Origin of the sequence: Limosilactobacillus mucosae (genome assembly GCF_013423865.1) — a bacterium.
GTDB lineage: Bacteria > Bacillota > Bacilli > Lactobacillales > Lactobacillaceae > Limosilactobacillus > Limosilactobacillus mucosae.
The window spans coordinates 452,926-469,083 of record NZ_CP058954.1; the positions used below are offsets into that span (position 1 = coordinate 452,926).

Sequence of the window (16,158 nt, forward strand, 5' to 3'; positions counted from 1 at the left end):
GGTGCAGAAAAACTCTGCACCACGCTGTCTAATGACGATTAAAGATTAATATGGATATTGGTAGCCAAATTCGTAGACCATTTCTGGTTCCTTACTGATGCGGTGATTGGTGTTCAAAGCGTCAATCTGCTGCATTTCGGCTGGTGATAGCTTAAAGTCAAAAATATCGGCATTGGCTTCGATGCGGTCTTGATGAACGGATTTTGGAATGATGGCAATGCCGTTTTGCAGATGCCAGCGCAGGATAATCTGAGCAGGCGTTTTTCCGTGTGCCGCAGCTAATTTAAGCAGCACTGGATCATCCAGACGCTTACCGCGGCCAAGTGGGCTCCAGGCCTGCGTAATGATGTTGTGTTCGGCATTGAACTTAAGCATTGGTTTTTCCGTTAGCCAGGGATGAACCTCCAATTGATCTAAAACCGGCATTTCGCGCGCTTTGGTTGCCAGATATTCCAAATGCACCATGCCGTAGTTGGAAACGCCAATCGAACGTACCAATCCTTCTGCCTTCAAGTCTTCAAAGGCTCGCCAGGTTTCAAAGAAGTGTTGGTGAACCGGCCAGTGGATCAAAAGTAGGTCAACGTAATCTAGGCCAAGCTTTTTTAATGAGCTGACAACCGACTGTTTGGTTTGGTCGTAGCCTTGGTTGGCTTCTGAAACCTTGGTCGTAACAAAATAGCTTTCACGTGGTGCGGACAGCTGCCGCAGACCCTCACCGACGAATTCTTCATTTTCATACATCTGCGCCGTATCAAATAAACGGTAACCGGTTTCGTATGCCCACTTAATGGCGTTGACGGCTTCCTTTTCATCCGTGATTTTGTATAATCCAAAACCTTCTTGTGGCATTCGGTTGCCATCTGCCAGGGTTAAAAATTGATTGCTGATTTGAGTGGCCATTTTTAAAATCCTTTCTTTGCTGTAAAAATAAGCTAACTAAATTATACGCTAAGTTGTCAGGTAATTTATGAGTAAATCCAATCTCGAATGTCTAAATTATCATCTGGATTAAAATACGAATGATATTAGATCAAATGTTGAAAAATAAAGCTTTAAGTCGTACAATATCAAGCGTTGGGGTAGGAAAATATGAGTTATTGTCCGGTGGAGCGGAATGTGGAAACCGGAAGGAAGCTGCGGCTGCTTGTATTTTCCGCATTCACCACCGGAGACCATGGTCAATGTTGATCCCTAACAAAAAATTTAGGGAGATGTTGATTATGAAAATATTGTCACTGCACGGTCCCAAGTTTGATACTAAGAGAATGGCGCTGGCAGCAATGCTGATCGCGCTGCAGATTATTTTGGAGAAGCTGTCGATTGGTGATCCGGCAGTCTTAAAGATTGGTTTAGGCTTTATTGCCACGGCACTGATTGGCTTTTTACTGGGACCATGGATTGGCGCGCTGTCAATGATTATCAACGACCTGATCAGTAATACGCTGTTGAGCTCTGGGGCCATGTTTTTTCCTGGTTTCACTCTATCAGCCGCGATTTCAGGAATAATTGCCGGGATGTTCTTATATCAGCAGCAGATCAACTGGCGGCGAATCCTGATTTATGAATTTTGCCAGATTCTGATTACTAATGTCTTTTTTACGACACTTTGGCTCTATTTGATGGGAATAGGGCAGAGCAGCAGTGCGATGTCTTTTATGGCACTATTGATGGTACGACTACCCAAAGAGGTTATCTCCTGGCCAATTGAGGCATTGATCGTCTTAACGCTTTTAAAGGCGGTTGAACGGGCTGGTCTCAAGACGACTTTTGATTAAAATAGCAGTAGGAGCATGATTTTGATGATGGTCAGAATCATGCTTTTTGATTGCCTTTGATTATATTGGAGAATTTGGTTATGAAAAAAATTAAAATCAGTGAAACGGCTGTCTTTATTATTGGCAGTCTCGGAATAGCGATGCTGGGAGCAGATTTTCCACCGCCGCTTGGTTTTTGGAAAATAATAGCTGTTATTAGCTTGGTTGCCTTGATTCAATGGTATTATCTTGACTGGCTGCTAGAGAGGATCAACTCTAAAAAAAGCCTTTTGATGACGGTGGGAACATACGCATTGCTTGGTGGTATGAGCGCAGCGGCAATGATTGCTGCTTCAGGTCAGCTGAAAAAAGAGACTGTGATCTGGCTGGGACTGATCATACTGGGGACTGCAGCTTATGGCCTATTTTTATGGCTGGTTAATTGGCTGATTCGACATTTCGTTAAATAATTATGACAGACGGTTGGAGGAATGACTTAACTTTTTTTAGCCCTTTCTGCTAAAATGAAATGCAGTGGTGAAATTAAGAGAAGAGAGAATAAGGAAGCGATAAGATGGCCAGTAATTCTGATACTTTGTACTACGTTTTGTCCAAGATCAATCATCATCCCGAGTTGATCAAAACGCGGATGCCACTCTATTCAAATGCGATTTCGATTACGATTCCCGATAATTTGAAGATCGCTGATTCTGATTTTTATTTTCCAGACAGTAAATTAATGGTTAATCGGTTGGCGCCGGAATTCGTTGCCAAAAATGGCGAGCTGTTAGATTATTTCTACCAGCAGACGCGTGGTGATATTCCGGGATATCATGATGTCTGGGTTACGACGTCGCATATTCCACGCGAATCGGTATATTTAATTGAACTTTCTTATGAATAATTCAAAATATTGATTGACAAAATCCATCATAGTAACGTAAACTAATACATGTACGTTACTATTGCCCACTGGTCAAATTGGTTAAGACGTCGCCCTCTCAAGGCGGAGTTACGGGTTCGATCCCCGTGTGGGTGATACAAAATTAAAACTTAATAATTTTAAAAGGTCAATGTGCGATTTTCGTACGTTGACCTTTTTTTACTTACTAAACTAGGCATGATTGATGCAACTAAAGAACGATGGCAAATAAGTGGCTGATAGTCGTTCCAGAACAGTCCAAGTTGATGGCGATTTCGATAAATACCCGCTATTACGCGATTGCTCGGTGCTGATCGGTAAAATTGACAGCACCGTGGTTAAATGATGCAGTCATAAACTTTGAATGGTTTCGATGGGATGATAGATATCTTAAAGCAGCTGCGACAGCGAGCAGTAATGTTAATGACGAGCAGCGCGGTCTTTTATGGCAGTGTGATTAATTAGGCTTTGGCTGGGTTTGATTCAGCAGGGATTATAAAGTGACTATTGATTTGATGGCAAAGGTTATTCAAAAATTTTGCATCATAACATATGACGGAAATATCATTACCTAATTTTCGAAAAAAGCGATGTATAAGTAGGTAAAAATTATTGTATATTGAGTTAGGCCCCTCCTAACATTACCTACTATTTGGGAAAAATCCCCCAATAGTAGGTAGTTCACAAAGTCGGTCTAGCTCAAACAAACCCAAAATATACATTTTTACCTACTATCTAAGGAAAAAAGGCCTAAAGTAGGTAAAGCTAGGTGAGTTGAGTATACAGTTACCTACAATCGGTTAAAAATTAAGATATAGTAGGTAATTTAAGGATCCTGATTGTTTAGGACTTGATTTTATTCACAAAGGCAGCTATTTTCCTATTGAAATGAAAAATATTAATCAAAGGTCCTTTTATAATTTTGAACTGGATACTGTCTGCTTAGATTATACTGAGTATTATGATGAAGGTGAACTGGTACTGGCTATTAAATGATTTTACGGATAGCAGCACTGATTTTAGCATTTTGCCGCTTGCGTGGATTGTCTGGATGGATTATGCATTCGAAACCTAATCTCAACCATAATTCGTGAGTCAAATTCAAGTGACAAACTGGACGATAAATAGTTTTAAAAATAATTTTGGAAAAAGTGTTGACTCAATATAGGTTATTATGTATACTAATAATCGTTGTTAAAAGCAATCAACTCAACTTATTGGGTATTAGCCAAATGGTAAGGCAGTGGACTCTGAATCCATAATTTACAGGTTCGATCCCTGTATACCCAATCCTAACAACATTGTGCATCTGTCAACGTCTTCAATCGTTGATATGATGCACTTTTTTATTTCATTTCACAAACAGATACTCTCAAAAACAGAGAAATTGGGTTGATATTTGGGTTGACTTAATGAGGCGAACAATAGCAAGTGAATTACTGATATAACAATATTTAAGCGGTCTTTTGATTAGGCCGCTTTTTCTTATTTTGGGTTAACATTTCGCTTTTTAGCCCTCGTCAACTGATCAGCAGTAGGCAAAACGATTCTTCGGTGGCGCTCAAACGCAAAATTTTTGGAATTTACCGTTTGAAAAGGTCGATGCGCGTTCAAGAACATAAAAAAATCTAACCCCCGTCAAAATAAGGCGGGGGCTTTTGGGGATGATGCAGGGCGTGGAAAACTCTGCAAAAGATTTAATTGAAAAAGATATTATAGCGACTCGGATTGCTGATCACGATCATTGTCATTGTTGACCAGCAACTCGCCATGGCAAATTAATTTTAATGGCAAGGCCAATTGGTGCTGATGCGCTGGCTTGATAAAAGCGGTCTGCTCGGTGGTGCCTAAAATCATGCCGCTGATGCCATGGCAGCGGCCGCCAAACTGCAGCTGCAGATGTACGGGCTGGTCTTGATCGATGCTGAGTTTCAATAATGATCGAATCGCAAATTGGCTCTGATGATTTTGGGGAACTTCAATTGGCAGGGTGGCAAATTCGTTTTCAACCTCATTAAGCTCAGCAATCCGAAAGCCATGCCACTTACCCATGCCGTAGTCAATGTATTCATTTTTAAAAAAGGCACTGGCAATCTTGACCGCTTCTTCGTCATGATACTTAGGTAGGCGAACCGGGGCTGACATGGTGGGCGAAACTGCTGAATTCTTGATAATCGGTTCCTGTTTAAATGTCGGTGCTTGATAAGGGTGGGAGACAATGCGGCGCTGACTTTCTGGCCAGCGTTGATTACCAAAACCACGAAAATCAATGTTGATCTGCAGACCCTCTTGTTCGCGCAGCAGACGTAGCAGTGTTTCTAACTGATCCAGCTGCTGGTTGGACATTGAATAAAGAGGATAGGAATGCGTTCTAAAATGTGGCCGGTAGATCTCAAAAAAAAAGTTAAACTGATCGTCATAATGATCATTGACTACCAGAATATGATAGATGGTTTTAGGCAGTCTTTTAAATAATGGCCAGACCTGTTCAGCAATTTGATGAGCAGCGCTGGCAAGTGAATCATCCATGGTTTACCTCATTAAATTTTTAATCGCCCCGCAGTTGGCAGCGAGGTCATGCTGAATATCAACAATCAATCAAAACAGCGAGATCTGCTGTGTATTGGCATCGCTGAGCCGGCTCAATGCAATGGAAATATTGCGGACGGCAGCCCCCGACCAAGCCTGATGAAAAATGCCAAGCAGATGATCGGTCAACAGTTTTCGTTCAGCAGTTGGCTCAATGGTAATCTCATGACTATAGCTGGTGCGGCCATTCTTATCGGTAACGCCATTGGCATAGCCAATTCCCAGGCGAATGCGACCGGCTTTTTGATGATGCCTGCTGAGTCGATCGATTACGTCGTTGGCAACCTTGATGATACCCTGCTCAATGTCTTTTTGACGGCTGAGATCTTTAGGCATGACTTGTGAACTGCTCCAGCTGGGATTTTTAGGGGTCAGCCGTACGGAAAGATCAGTGCGGTCAATACCCCAAGCCAACGCGTAAAGATGAGTACCGGCAACGCCAAATTCATGCTTAAGCCAATGAGGATCGGTATGAGCTAGATCGCCAACGGAATTAATGCCTAAAAGATTTAGTTTCGCAGCTGTTTTTTTACCAATGCTCCAAATATTGGTCAAATCATGTCGCGGCCAGATACGAGCGGCAAAATCATGATATGAAAGCCGTCCCTGAAAATTAGGCGCGTGCTTGGCGAACAGATCTAAGGCCAGTTTTGCCTGCAATGGATTTTCACCAATCCCAACCGTAGTCCGCAAGCCAAGTTCTTCAAAAACAGCCCGCTGAATTACCGCCGCTGCTTTTTCAGGAGTTGCGCCAAAAAATGGCCAGGTGTCGCTTAGATCAAGGATGCTTTCATCGATTGAGTATGGCCACCAGTGATCAGCATCGGCATAGCGACGGAAAATCTGATTGATCTGCCGGTTTTTTTGCCGATAAAGCGCCAGTCGCGGCGGAACGGTTAAAAGTCTGGCATCACTGGGAACCTTGTAGCCGCGGTCAACGTTGCGAATGCCAAAGTGCTTTTTGGCCAGTGGCGAGGTGGCGACGACCAGACCGCTGCCATTATTTTCATGTTCAGCCATGACCAGCAGAACGGAATCCAATGGGTCAATTCCGCGCTGAACGCTTTCAATACTGGCGAAAAAAGACTTATTGTCAATCATCAAATAAACGCCATGTGGTTCATTATGGTAGTCAAGCATCTCAAAATGGCATCCTTTCAGGTAACTTTTAATCAATTATACGAACGTGTGTTTCAAAATGCAAATTAAACCATTAAGCAGCTGGTCTGATCCGAAACACGAAAGCAGCAGGTTGGCTGATGGCTTGCCAAATCAGCAGCGGATATCATAAATACCGGTTCGAAAAAATGTTACATTATTGTTGCAAATGAGTTACAATGGTAATGAAAAATTGAATCCGGAAAGGGGCGGTTGACATGATTAAGCAGTCGAAGCATTGGCTAACGGGATTGTTGATGGCAGCAATGGTGCTGAGCTTAACTGGCTGTGCATCAGTCAGCGCTCCAACCGGCAACAATCAGTCAGCCGATTCCAGTAGCTCAGCGACAGCAGTTTCGCATCAGCGGGCTCAAAAGAAGCATGCGGCTGCCAAAACCAGTAAGGCCAGCCAAACGTCGCAAAGTATCAGTTCATCAGTTGCAGCCGCAACTTCCAGCAGTCTTGATAGTGCGGCTATTCAATCATCAGACGCAGCGGTTCAGAAAGCCGAGCCAGCGACATCAGCAGCTCAAACGGCAGTCAGTCAGGCAGCTGCTTCAAATGAGTCAGCGCAGGCGGCTGCAACGGTTAACGATCAGGTGGTTGATGGACTTAACCAAGCCGCTGGTCTACAGCCGGAAAATGGCGACCAATACATGACCTCACCAACCAGTGATGGCAGCTGGCAGGTTGACGTACGGACCAGCAACGGTGCAGGGCAGGATCCGAATGTCTCGCATTTAAAAGGAATCTACAAATACAATCCAGCAACCGGTCAATACCAACAGATGGATCCAATGACTGGTGAGTTCAACTAAATATCAACATTGCCAATGGTCATGAACGCTGGACGGTTGGCAATGGTTTTTTGCTCAGTGAAAGCATCCGTTAAAACGGGTGCTTTTTCTATTCTCAAAAAAAGCTTGACGATTATGGGAAAGAGAGTAAACTAAAAAATCGTTAGGTACATAACTGTTATGTACCTAACGATTTTAATTGGAGGAAATAAAATGTCGATTAGCGATGAAATGCTGTTTGGTCATCTGTTTTTGTTGGGCATGGACATTCGAATGGTATCCAAGCCTAAACAGCGTGGCTTTCATGGTCAGGGACGCGTCTTGTTCCTATTGTCGAAACATGAGAATATCTCGCAGCGTGAATTGGCCAGTCTGGCACAGATCAAGCCGGGTTCAATGACTGAGATTCTGACCAGAATGGAAAGAGACGGTCTGATTACAAGGCAGCGCGATGTCAGCGACAAGCGCGTCATTCATGTGCGGCTGACCAAAGCAGGTACTGAACTGGCAAAAGAAAATCATCAGCGTCATCAATGGTTCTGCAAAACTCTATTCGGAACGCTGAGTGATGAGGAAAAAGCAGAACTTAATCGATTGATTTTAAAAATTGATCAAAACATCAAAAATGAATGTTTAAAAAATAAAGAAGGTGAGAATAGTCATGCTTAAGATTGCCAAACGTAATCTGCAATGGTGGGCCGTTGTCTTGGCGGTTTTATTTATGGTTGGTCAGGTCATTTGTGACTTGACGATTCCAACGCTGACCTCGGAAATTATCAATCGTGGGGTAGTCAAGCAGGATCTGTCGTTTATTACTCATGAAGGATGGATCATGATGGGAGTCGCGCTGATTGGACTGTTAATGGCAATTGGCAATATTTATTTTGCAGCCACACAGGCGATGAAGGTCGGCAAAAATCTGCGGGCTCAGATCTATCACCGTGTTTTTCGGTTTTCGGAGCGTGAGATGTCAGAGTTGGGAACCTCATCTCTGATTACGCGCTCAACCAATGATGTGGTGCAGATTCAAAACGTGATCGTCCAGATGCTGCGGATGATGATTCAATCTCCAATCATGTTGGTGGCGGCCTGTTTTTTGGCTTATCAGCGTGAACCAAGACTGACCAAGATTTTTCTGATCAGTCTGCCGATCTTGGCAGTAGTCATTATTATTATCATGTCGATGGCCACGCCTTTGTTTAAGAGTATCCAGAAAAAGACTGACCGCATCAATCTGATTTTTAGAGAAGGCTTGACTGGCGTGCGGGTAATTCGGGCCTTTAATCAAGACGACTTTGAGCAGGAACGCTTTAAAAAGGCTAATCGCGACTATACGGATACTGGAATCAAGGCCTTTACGCTGGTCTCGTTGATGTTTCCGGTAATGACCCTGATTTTGAGTCTAACCAACGTCAGCATCATCTGGATGGGCAGTCATCTAATTGCGAACATGACGATGGAAGTTGGTGATCTGATCGCGTTTTTAAGTTATGCCGTAATGATCTTGATCAGCTTCATGATGCTTTCGATGATCTTTGTCTTTGTTCCACGGGCGCAGGCATCGGCAGTTCGAGTCAATGAGGTCTTGGAAAAGCCGATCAGCATTCACGATGCGCCAAAGGATCAGCAGCTAAAGCTCGATTTGAGCAAACCAGCCTCATTAAGCTTTGATCATGTCGATTTTCGCTATCATGGCGCTGAACGACTGGCGCTAGCCGATCTGAATTTTAAGGTTAAGGCTGGTCAGACGCTGGCAATCATTGGCGGAACGGGATCAGGCAAGTCAACTTTGGTGAATCTGATTCCACGGCTTTTAGAGATTGAAAAAGGCGAGATTCGAGTCAACGATCAGCCAATCAATCGCCTGAGCCAGCATGATCTGCACAGCTTGATCTCGATAACGCAGCAAAAAGCCGTGCTGTTTACGGGGACGGTTCGCAGCAATCTGCAGTTTGGCAATGATCAGGCTGATGATGAACAGATGTGGCATGCCTTAGAAGTAGCCCGGGCAGCTGATTTCGTCAAGGAAGCTGGTGGCCTGGATGCGGTCGTTGAGCAAAACGGGAGCAACTTCTCGGGTGGACAGCGGCAGCGGTTGGCAATTGCGCGGACGATCATTAAAAAAGCATCCGTTTATGTTTTTGACGATTCGTTTTCAGCGTTAGACTTTAAAACCGATGCCCAGCTACGAATGGCCTTAAAAGCCGACCCGCAGATCAAGCAGGCCGTGACGGTGATCGTGGCGCAGCGGATCTCAACGGTTGCCGATGCCGATTTGATTTTGGTACTGGATGAAGGACGCGTGGTTGGACAAGGAACGCATGCTCAGTTGAAGGCTGACAATCCAACCTATCAGCAGATTCTGCATTCACAGATTCAGGAAGGAGATGAAGCACATGCGTAGAGGACCACATGGCGGACCACGCGGCAAGGGAGCCAAGGCACAGGATTTCTGGAGCACGACTGGTCGCTTGTTTTCCTATCTGCGGCCATGGGCTTGGGGAATGATTTTCTCGATCGTGCTGGCCATCATTTCCGTAATTCTATCGATCGTCTCGCCTAAGATCTTAGGACAGGCCACGACGACGATTTATCAAGGAATAATGAAGGGCTATGCTCAGATGAAGGCTGGGCAGCATCTGACCGCATTGCCGATTGATTTTGACAAGATCAAGCACATCGCCATCATCGTCGTTTTGCTTTATTTGTTCTCAGGCCTTTTCAGTCTGGCACAGCAGGTTATTATGACCAATATTTCGCAAAAGGTGGTCTATAACCTGCGACGTGACGTTAAAGCGAAGATGAAGGTCGTTCCGGTTAAGTTCTATGATACGCACAGCAACGGGGATCTGATGAGTCGAATGGTCAACGATATGGATAACATTGCCACCACGCTGCAGCAGAGCCTGATTCAAATGATTACCAGTGTGATTACGTTTGTCGGAGTGCTGGCGTTGATGCTGTCCATCAGCTGGAAACTGACGCTGGTTGCGCTGATCATCGTGCCTTTGAGTCTTGGTGTCGTTGGCATGATTGCTCCCCGCGCGCAGAAACTGTTCAGTACGCAGCAAGAGGAGCTCGGCAAGATCAACGCACAAGTCGAGGAAACCTTTGCTGGGCAGACGATCGTGCGGACGTTTAATCATGAAGAAGATGAAGAAGCCAAGTTCGCGCAGAAAAACGAGAAGTACTATCATTCTGCCTGGCTGGCACAGTTCTTTTCGATTCTGATCTTCCCGTTTATGAACTGCATCAAAAACGTTGGCTATCTGCTGGTTGCCGTGATTGGGGCGGTGCAGATCATTCATGGTCAGATTACGCTGGGGAACGTCCAGGCGTTCTTGCAGTATACCAATCAATTCTCGCAGCCTTTGACTCAGGTTGCCAATCTGAGCAGTACGATTCAGCAGACGATTGCCTCAGCTGAGCGAATCTTTGAAGTGCTGGACGCGCCGGAAATGGATGAGCGAATTTTAAAAGACCAGCCATTGCCCGGTCATGATCAGCCTAAGATTGAATTTAAAGACGTTCAGTTCAGCTATAATGACGAGCCGCTGATTCAAGACTTTAATCTCAAAGCGCCAACCAATCATATGGTCGCAATCGTTGGGCCGACTGGGGCCGGCAAGTCAACGATCATCAATCTTTTGGAGCGTTTCTACGACGTCAAGGGCGGTCATATCTATCTTGATGGTCACGATACGCGGACGATGACCCGCAGCCAATTAAGAACGCATATTGCAATGGTGCTGCAGGATACCTGGCTGTTTAAAGGCACGATCTTTGACAACATCAAGTATGGTCGTGAGGATGCAACTGAAGAAGAGGTCTATCAAGCAGCCAGATTAGCCTATGCCGACAGTTTTATTCGCGAGCTGCCAGCTGGCTATCAGACGGTGCTGGATGAATCCGCGTCCAATATTTCCCAGGGTCAGCGGCAACTGCTGACGATTGCCCGAGCATTTTTGGCTAATCCAGAAATTCTGATTCTAGACGAGGCGACCAGCTCAGTCGATACCCGAACCGAGTCTTTGATTCAAAATGCCATGAACGATATTCAGCAGAATCGGACCAGTTTTGTCGTGGCCCATCGTTTGTCGACGATTCGCAATGCTGAGCAGATCATTGTCATGAATCATGGGCGCATTATTGAAACGGGCAATCACCAAACCTTGATGGCTAAGCAGGGCTTTTATGCTGATCTTTACAACAGTCAGTTCTTGGGTAATCAGATTTAGCTGATCATTCAGTGCTTGACATTTAAAAAAAAGATGTTAGATTAATAATCAGTTAAAAATAAAGCATAAAAATGAGAACAGTGATGAGAAGAGTAGATCACAACGGGTCGTTAAAGAGAGTCCGATCAGGTGAAAGCGGACCGACCAATAATGATTGAAGATGAGCTCGGAGTTCGTTCAGGGGTCAATAGGCTACCTGAGCCGGCAAGCGACCGATATCTCGCCCAGTATGTCCGTACTGAATGAGGCTGTCATTGTGAGATGGCAGTGAAAATGGGTGGTACCACGAAACGCCTTCGTCCCATGATTTCCTAAACTGATCGGGAAATCAGGATGAAGACGTTTTTTGTTTTTATGGAGGAATCATCATGGCAGTCAATGCACGCAACGGTTTATTGAAGTTAACGTCACGCTGGAACAACGAGGCAGTTCTCAATCCAAAAGAGATTTTAATTTTAAATCTGATGCCAACCAAGGAAGCGACGGAATGGCAGTTTCTGCAGCGTCTGCACGAGACTGGCATCGACTGCACGGTGACGTTCCTGTATCCGGCTACCCATCGTTTTCGTCATTCCGGTGGTGAAAGAATCAAGCAGCACTATGTCTGTCTGGACCAGATTCGTCAGCGATGTTTTGACGGCTTGATCATTACGGGAGCGCCAGTCGAATGTCTGCCGTTTGAAGCCGTTGACTACTGGGATGAGTTTAAGCAGATCGTTGAATGGGCTCACGATCACGTTAAATCGATCATTTATGAATGCTGGGCAGCTCAAGCAGGACTTTGGAACGATTTCGGCTTGCCCAAGCAGAAAATGAGCCATAAGCTATTTGGCGTTTATCAAGGAACCGCAAGCTGTGATTCAGCGCTGTTAAAAGATCTCAATACGATCAAGATTCCGCAGTCTCGGCATACCAAAGTTAAGCTGCCCAAGCAATTGCCAGCAGGGCTAAAGATACTGGTCGCCAACCAGACGATTGATCCTTTAATCTATCAAGCTGATGAAGGGCATTCGATCTATATTACCGGACATCCTGAATACAGCGCCGATACGCTCGACAATGAATATCAGCGTGATCAGCAAAAGGGCCTGGCTATTCTGCCGCCGAAAAACTATTATGTTGATCAAAATCATCTGGATATCGACTATTCATGGCGGCAACCTGGAATTCAGCTTTATCGCAACTGGCTCAATAGCTTAGCTGGTTAGCGATCAGACATCGATCTGACAGCGGATGTGTTAGAATAAAGACCGAGTCTAAATAAAGAGGTCAAAACATGCGCGAATATCAAAATACGATCCAATCCTTGAATGCCATGGTCGATGATGGCATCGTTCCTGGAATCAGCTGGGCAATCTTTGAAGGCAAGACAACCTTAAAAAACGTGGCCGGTCTGGCTCAGCTGCAGCCAAACAAAGAACCACTGATCGATGGCATGCTCTATGATGTGGCATCACTGACCAAAGTCGTGGGCACCATTCCCGTGATCATGCAGCTAAAGGATGCGGGACTTTTGGACTGGGATGATCCGGTCGTCAACTGGCTGCCAGAACTGAATGATGATCGAGCTACGATTCGCAATCTGCTTACGCACACTTCCAGCATCGAAGGCTATATTCCGCATCGCGATGAGCTGCCGGCCGCTGAGCTGACTAAAGAAATGCTCAATACTCTGCGCGTTGGTCCTAATTTAAATAAGCAGATCCGCTATGCTGACGTTGGTCTGATCTATGTTGGCTGGATTGCTGAAAAAATCCTGGGTGAGCCGATTCAAAAAGCAATTACGGAACGGATCTTAAAACCGCTGCAGATGAATGATACGACGTTTTTCCCGGATCCGGCCAAGTGCGTGCCAACCGAGATTAAAAAAGAACGGGGATTGATTCGCGGTCAGACGCATGATCCCAAAGGCTATGTCTTAGGTGAGCACTGCGGCAGCGCGGGGATGTTTTCCACGTTGGATGATCTGTTAAAATTCAGTCATGCCTTGCTTGAAACGAATCTGGACGGACTGGTCGAACCGACAACGATCAATAGTCTGTTTTATGATCAGACGCCGATGAATGGTGAACATTTGCGCAGCTTTGGCTGGAAACTGTTCCATTCGCGCAGCTGTGATCATCATTTTGTTATTTCGCATACTGGCTATACGGGAACGTGGATGGTTTTGGACAAACAGACTGATCAAGGGATGATCGTCTTGTCCAATCGCGTTCATCCAAGTGCCGATAATCAAGCCTTCTTGGATGCCAGGGATCACTTGTTTGCGACGTATCTAAATGAAAAGGATCAGTAAAAAACGTCACGCAGCGCTGCATGACGTTTTTTTATTGGTTTTGCATTGAGCTTTTAAGATTGTCCATTCGTTTGATGACCAGTGTTTCAAATAAAACCAGCAGGCATCCAAAAGGCAGTACCCAGTTGTCGGGAGCAATCAGCAAGAGAATGATCAAAAGCCAAGAGCCCCAGTTCCATTTGCTTTCAACGCGCATGGTGCTGGCCAGCCGCTGCTTTAGCTGAGGGTCACGGGCCAGATCCTGGTTGCCGCGTAGCCAGGCATATAAGCGAAATTCCCAAAAGCTTTCAACAATAAAGATAATCGTGATCAAAGTAGCATAGAGATCAGTATTAATCATTCATTCACCATTCCTTTGACTAGAAGGTCGGCTTGATTTCCAGGGCCTCTGCCTGACTGAGATCGGCAGCGGGATATTTGTGGTGCAGGGCAGCCAACAGGATCTTTTTGGCGATCTCACCGTTGCGCGTCAAAATTGGTCCGTGGAAGTAAGAACAGTAGACGTTTTTGTAGATTGCGCCTTCACTGCCATCCTCGCCATTATTGCCATGACCGGAAACGACCTTGCCCAATGGACGCTCACCCTTGCCTAGATAAGTCTTGCCATTGTGATTTTCAAAGCCATGGTATTCCTGCCCGGTTTCTTCATTTTTAATGGTAATGTCACCAATGAAACGGTTATGGTCCTGACTCAGCGTGTAGTGATCCAAAACGCCCAGACCAGGAATCTTTTCACCGTTTGCGCCAACATAGTAGTGCCCCAGGAGCTGGTAGCCGCCGCAGATCGCCAATAGCGGCTTGCCATCGTTGATAAATTTTTCGATTCCGGCTTTTTTGTTGGGCAGGTCTTTTGAGACAACCAGCTGCTCATAGTCCTGGCCACCGCCAAACAGTGCCATGTCAAACTCGTCAGGATTAAATTCCTCATCAATGCTGATAACCTTAACGGCAATGTCGGCGTCCATCTGTTTGGCATAATAGCGCAAGGCGATGATGTTGCCAACGTCGCTGTAGGTATTTAGCAGATCACCATAAAGATGGGCCAGATTCAGATGGTACTTGGTCATTAGTCCATCCCTCCTTTAATGTATCCTTTTTCGGCCAGCAGCTTGCGGAGCTGTAAAACGGCCGTATAGCTGGCTAAGACATAAACGTGATCAGTTGGCAGATCCTTGATTTTGGTCAGTACGCTGGCAAGTTCCGGTTCTTTCCATATATTGTCGACTCCGGCCATCGTCAGTCGCGTGGTGATATCTTTGTAGCGCTCGCCGCCAGTCATATACTGCTTGATATCATGCTGAGTCAGCTTTTCAAAGTCGCCGTCCCAGATCCAGCTGGTGTCGATCCCATCGGCGTAGTTGGCGTTTAACAAAAAGACAAAGCTGAATGGTTCGGGATCAGTCTCGATCATATCAAGAACCTGATTGAGGCCAACGGGGTTCTTGACCAAAATCAGCGTTGTTTTTTTACCATCGATATTGATCTCTTCTTGGCGTCCAAAGACTCGTTCGTCGGATTCAAAGGCATGCTTGATCTGCGATTGACTGACGCCTAGGAAACGACCCAGCGCATAGGCCGCCAGCGCATTGTAGATGTTGTAGAGACCACCGATTTCAATCCGATATTCCTGGCCGTCAAGTTCAAACGTTGAGCTGGTTGGCGTCAGTTTTCCCAGTTTGGTAACGGCGTAGTCAAGCTTAGGACGCTTAAAGCCGCAATGTGGGCAGAAGTAGTCGCCTAAGCCGGCATAGGTGATCAGGTGGTAGTGCAGAATGTGCTGACACTTAGGACAAAGCAGACCGTCAGTATTGGCTGGAGCTCTCAAGTCATCGTGATGCTCGTGGTTAAAGCCGTAATAGATAACGGGGTTTGGCAGGTTCTGCGTGTTGAAGAGCTGCTCGTCACCGTTGGCAATGATCGTGGCTTTTGGTGCCATCCGCACGCCTTTGAGAATCTTTTCATAGGTTGTGTAGATTTCGCCATAGCGGTCCATTTGATCACGGAAAATGTTGGTAAAGACAAAGGCAACTGGCGTGATATAGGAGGTGACGATGGCTACGTTGGCCTCGTCAACTTCCAAAACGGCCAGCCCTTTTTGCTTTGGCTTGGGTGCGGTGATAAACGTCGTAACGATTCCTTGCTTCATGTTTGAGCCGGTGGGATTGGTCAAGACATCGCTGTATTTTTCGCGCAGGACGCGGACGCTTAGTGCAGTTGTTAAGGTTTTACCATTAGTCCCAGTGACAATAACCAGGTCATATTTTTTAGCAAACGACTGGAGAATGTCGGGATCCAGCTTTAAAGTGATCTTGCCTGGCAATGAGCTGCCGCCGTGCATGAAGGTATGCAAAAACCAATAGCTGGAGCGACCAGCAAATTCGGCAAATGAGCTTTTCAGTGACAT

Annotated in this window: 15 protein-coding genes, 2 tRNA genes and 1 riboswitch; of the genes, 11 read left to right on the plus strand and 6 right to left on the minus strand. The window is 45.5% G+C overall.

All coding sequences use genetic code 11. From position 1 onward, the window contains the following. Positions 1–45: 45 nt before the first annotated feature. Positions 46–900: an aldo/keto reductase gene (locus H0G69_RS02025; protein WP_180305071.1), complete on the minus strand. Its 855-nt coding sequence runs from the start codon at positions 898–900 to the stop codon at positions 46–48. A 173-nt stretch (positions 901–1,073) separates the two neighbouring features. After that, a riboswitch (THF riboswitch) is annotated at positions 1,074–1,167 on the plus strand. 53 nt (positions 1,168–1,220) lie between these two features. Between H0G69_RS02025 and H0G69_RS02030 the strand changes: the two genes are divergently transcribed. The 5 genes from H0G69_RS02030 (at position 1,221) to H0G69_RS02050 (ending at position 3,966) form a co-directional block, all read left to right on the plus strand. Next, a complete protein-coding gene (locus H0G69_RS02030) occupies positions 1,221–1,775 on the plus strand; it encodes a folate family ECF transporter S component (RefSeq protein ID WP_180305072.1) in 555 nt (184 codons plus the stop codon). Positions 1,776–1,855: 80 nt separating this feature from the next. Then, positions 1,856–2,224: a hypothetical protein gene (locus H0G69_RS02035; protein ID WP_180305073.1), complete on the plus strand. Its 369-nt coding sequence runs from the start codon at positions 1,856–1,858 to the stop codon at positions 2,222–2,224. Positions 2,225–2,328: 104 nt separating this feature from the next. After that, on the plus strand, positions 2,329–2,658 hold the full coding sequence (locus H0G69_RS02040) for a hypothetical protein (protein ID WP_006500314.1): 330 nt from the start codon (positions 2,329–2,331) through the stop codon (positions 2,656–2,658). A 62-nt stretch (positions 2,659–2,720) separates the two neighbouring features. Further along, positions 2,721–2,793: transfer RNA gene (locus H0G69_RS02045), tRNA-Glu, on the plus strand. A 1,101-nt stretch (positions 2,794–3,894) separates the two neighbouring features. After that, a tRNA-Gln gene (locus H0G69_RS02050) sits at positions 3,895–3,966 on the plus strand. A gap of 423 nt (positions 3,967–4,389) precedes the next feature. On the opposite strand, the gene H0G69_RS02055 is transcribed toward H0G69_RS02050, so the two are convergent. Together H0G69_RS02055 and H0G69_RS02060 are read right to left on the minus strand one after the other, a co-directional pair. Next, positions 4,390–5,205, minus strand: coding sequence for a hypothetical protein (locus H0G69_RS02055; protein ID WP_180305074.1), 816 nt, complete (start codon positions 5,203–5,205; stop codon positions 4,390–4,392). A gap of 69 nt (positions 5,206–5,274) precedes the next feature. Continuing rightward, a complete protein-coding gene (locus H0G69_RS02060) occupies positions 5,275–6,405 on the minus strand; it encodes a Y-family DNA polymerase (RefSeq protein ID WP_180305075.1) in 1,131 nt (376 codons plus the stop codon). Between the two features lie 236 nt (positions 6,406–6,641). On the opposite strand from H0G69_RS02060, the gene H0G69_RS02065 reads away from it, so the two are divergent. The 6 genes from H0G69_RS02065 to H0G69_RS02090 all read left to right on the plus strand — a co-directional run bounded on the left by H0G69_RS02065 (position 6,642) and on the right by H0G69_RS02090 (position 13,754). Further along, the gene (locus H0G69_RS02065) at positions 6,642–7,241 is read left to right on the plus strand and encodes a hypothetical protein (protein ID WP_180305076.1); all 600 of its coding nucleotides are present in this window, start codon (positions 6,642–6,644) and stop codon (positions 7,239–7,241) included. A gap of 192 nt (positions 7,242–7,433) precedes the next feature. Continuing rightward, positions 7,434–7,889 carry a MarR family winged helix-turn-helix transcriptional regulator gene (locus tag H0G69_RS02070; RefSeq protein ID WP_006500309.1) on the plus strand — a complete coding sequence of 152 codons (456 nt, stop codon included), beginning with the start codon at positions 7,434–7,436 and terminating at the stop codon, positions 7,887–7,889. Continuing rightward, complete coding sequence (locus H0G69_RS02075) at positions 7,882–9,624, plus strand: ABC transporter ATP-binding protein (protein ID WP_180305077.1); 1,743 nt, start codon at positions 7,882–7,884, stop codon at positions 9,622–9,624. Before H0G69_RS02070 ends, H0G69_RS02075 begins: the two co-directional genes overlap by 8 nt. Next, positions 9,608–11,458, plus strand: a complete 1,851-nt coding sequence (locus H0G69_RS02080) for an ABC transporter ATP-binding protein (RefSeq protein WP_180305078.1) — start codon at positions 9,608–9,610, stop codon at positions 11,456–11,458. The genes H0G69_RS02075 and H0G69_RS02080 overlap by 17 nt, the downstream gene beginning before the upstream one ends. Positions 11,459–11,826: 368 nt before the next feature. Then, positions 11,827–12,666: a homoserine O-acetyltransferase/O-succinyltransferase family protein gene (locus H0G69_RS02085; RefSeq protein ID WP_180305079.1), complete on the plus strand. Its 840-nt coding sequence runs from the start codon at positions 11,827–11,829 to the stop codon at positions 12,664–12,666. Between the two features lie 68 nt (positions 12,667–12,734). Then, positions 12,735–13,754 carry a serine hydrolase domain-containing protein gene (locus H0G69_RS02090; RefSeq protein WP_180305080.1) on the plus strand — a complete coding sequence of 340 codons (1,020 nt, stop codon included), beginning with the start codon at positions 12,735–12,737 and terminating at the stop codon, positions 13,752–13,754. A gap of 31 nt (positions 13,755–13,785) precedes the next feature. Here the strand turns inward: H0G69_RS02090 and H0G69_RS02095 are convergent, their stop codons facing one another. Genes H0G69_RS02095 through H0G69_RS02105 form a run of 3 tightly spaced genes read right to left on the minus strand, consistent with a single transcriptional unit; the run spans position 13,786 to position 16,158 of the window. Further along, positions 13,786–14,094, minus strand: coding sequence for a hypothetical protein (locus H0G69_RS02095; RefSeq protein WP_006500304.1), 309 nt, complete (start codon positions 14,092–14,094; stop codon positions 13,786–13,788). Between the two features lie 19 nt (positions 14,095–14,113). Then, positions 14,114–14,821 (minus strand): type 1 glutamine amidotransferase, encoded by a 708-nt coding sequence (locus H0G69_RS02100; protein ID WP_143113075.1) that lies wholly within the window; start codon positions 14,819–14,821, stop codon positions 14,114–14,116. Then, positions 14,821–16,158, minus strand: coding sequence for a Mur ligase family protein (locus tag H0G69_RS02105; RefSeq protein ID WP_180305081.1), 1,338 nt, complete (start codon positions 16,156–16,158; stop codon positions 14,821–14,823). Before H0G69_RS02105 ends, H0G69_RS02100 begins: the two co-directional genes overlap by 1 nt.

Coding starts and splice junctions, on each gene's coding strand:
- H0G69_RS02035 (WP_180305073.1), top strand. CDS start 1,856: ATGAAAAAAATTAAAATCAGTGAAACGGCTGTCTTTATTATTGGCAGT.
- H0G69_RS02105 (WP_180305081.1), bottom strand. CDS start 16,158: ATGTCACTGAAAAGCTCATTTGCCGAATTTGCTGGTCGCTCCAGCTAT.
- H0G69_RS02075 (WP_180305077.1), top strand. CDS start 7,882: ATGCTTAAGATTGCCAAACGTAATCTGCAATGGTGGGCCGTTGTCTTG.
- H0G69_RS02030 (WP_180305072.1), top strand. CDS start 1,221: ATGAAAATATTGTCACTGCACGGTCCCAAGTTTGATACTAAGAGAATG.
- H0G69_RS02080 (WP_180305078.1), top strand. CDS start 9,608: ATGAAGCACATGCGTAGAGGACCACATGGCGGACCACGCGGCAAGGGA.
- H0G69_RS02085 (WP_180305079.1), top strand. CDS start 11,827: ATGGCAGTCAATGCACGCAACGGTTTATTGAAGTTAACGTCACGCTGG.
- H0G69_RS02040 (WP_006500314.1), top strand. CDS start 2,329: ATGGCCAGTAATTCTGATACTTTGTACTACGTTTTGTCCAAGATCAAT.
- H0G69_RS02025 (WP_180305071.1), bottom strand. CDS start 900: ATGGCCACTCAAATCAGCAATCAATTTTTAACCCTGGCAGATGGCAAC.
- H0G69_RS02055 (WP_180305074.1), bottom strand. CDS start 5,205: ATGGATGATTCACTTGCCAGCGCTGCTCATCAAATTGCTGAACAGGTC.
- H0G69_RS02065 (WP_180305076.1), top strand. CDS start 6,642: ATGATTAAGCAGTCGAAGCATTGGCTAACGGGATTGTTGATGGCAGCA.
- H0G69_RS02090 (WP_180305080.1), top strand. CDS start 12,735: ATGCGCGAATATCAAAATACGATCCAATCCTTGAATGCCATGGTCGAT.
- H0G69_RS02100 (WP_143113075.1), bottom strand. CDS start 14,821: ATGACCAAGTACCATCTGAATCTGGCCCATCTTTATGGTGATCTGCTA.
- H0G69_RS02095 (WP_006500304.1), bottom strand. CDS start 14,094: ATGATTAATACTGATCTCTATGCTACTTTGATCACGATTATCTTTATT.
- H0G69_RS02060 (WP_180305075.1), bottom strand. CDS start 6,405: ATGCTTGACTACCATAATGAACCACATGGCGTTTATTTGATGATTGAC.
- H0G69_RS02070 (WP_006500309.1), top strand. CDS start 7,434: ATGTCGATTAGCGATGAAATGCTGTTTGGTCATCTGTTTTTGTTGGGC.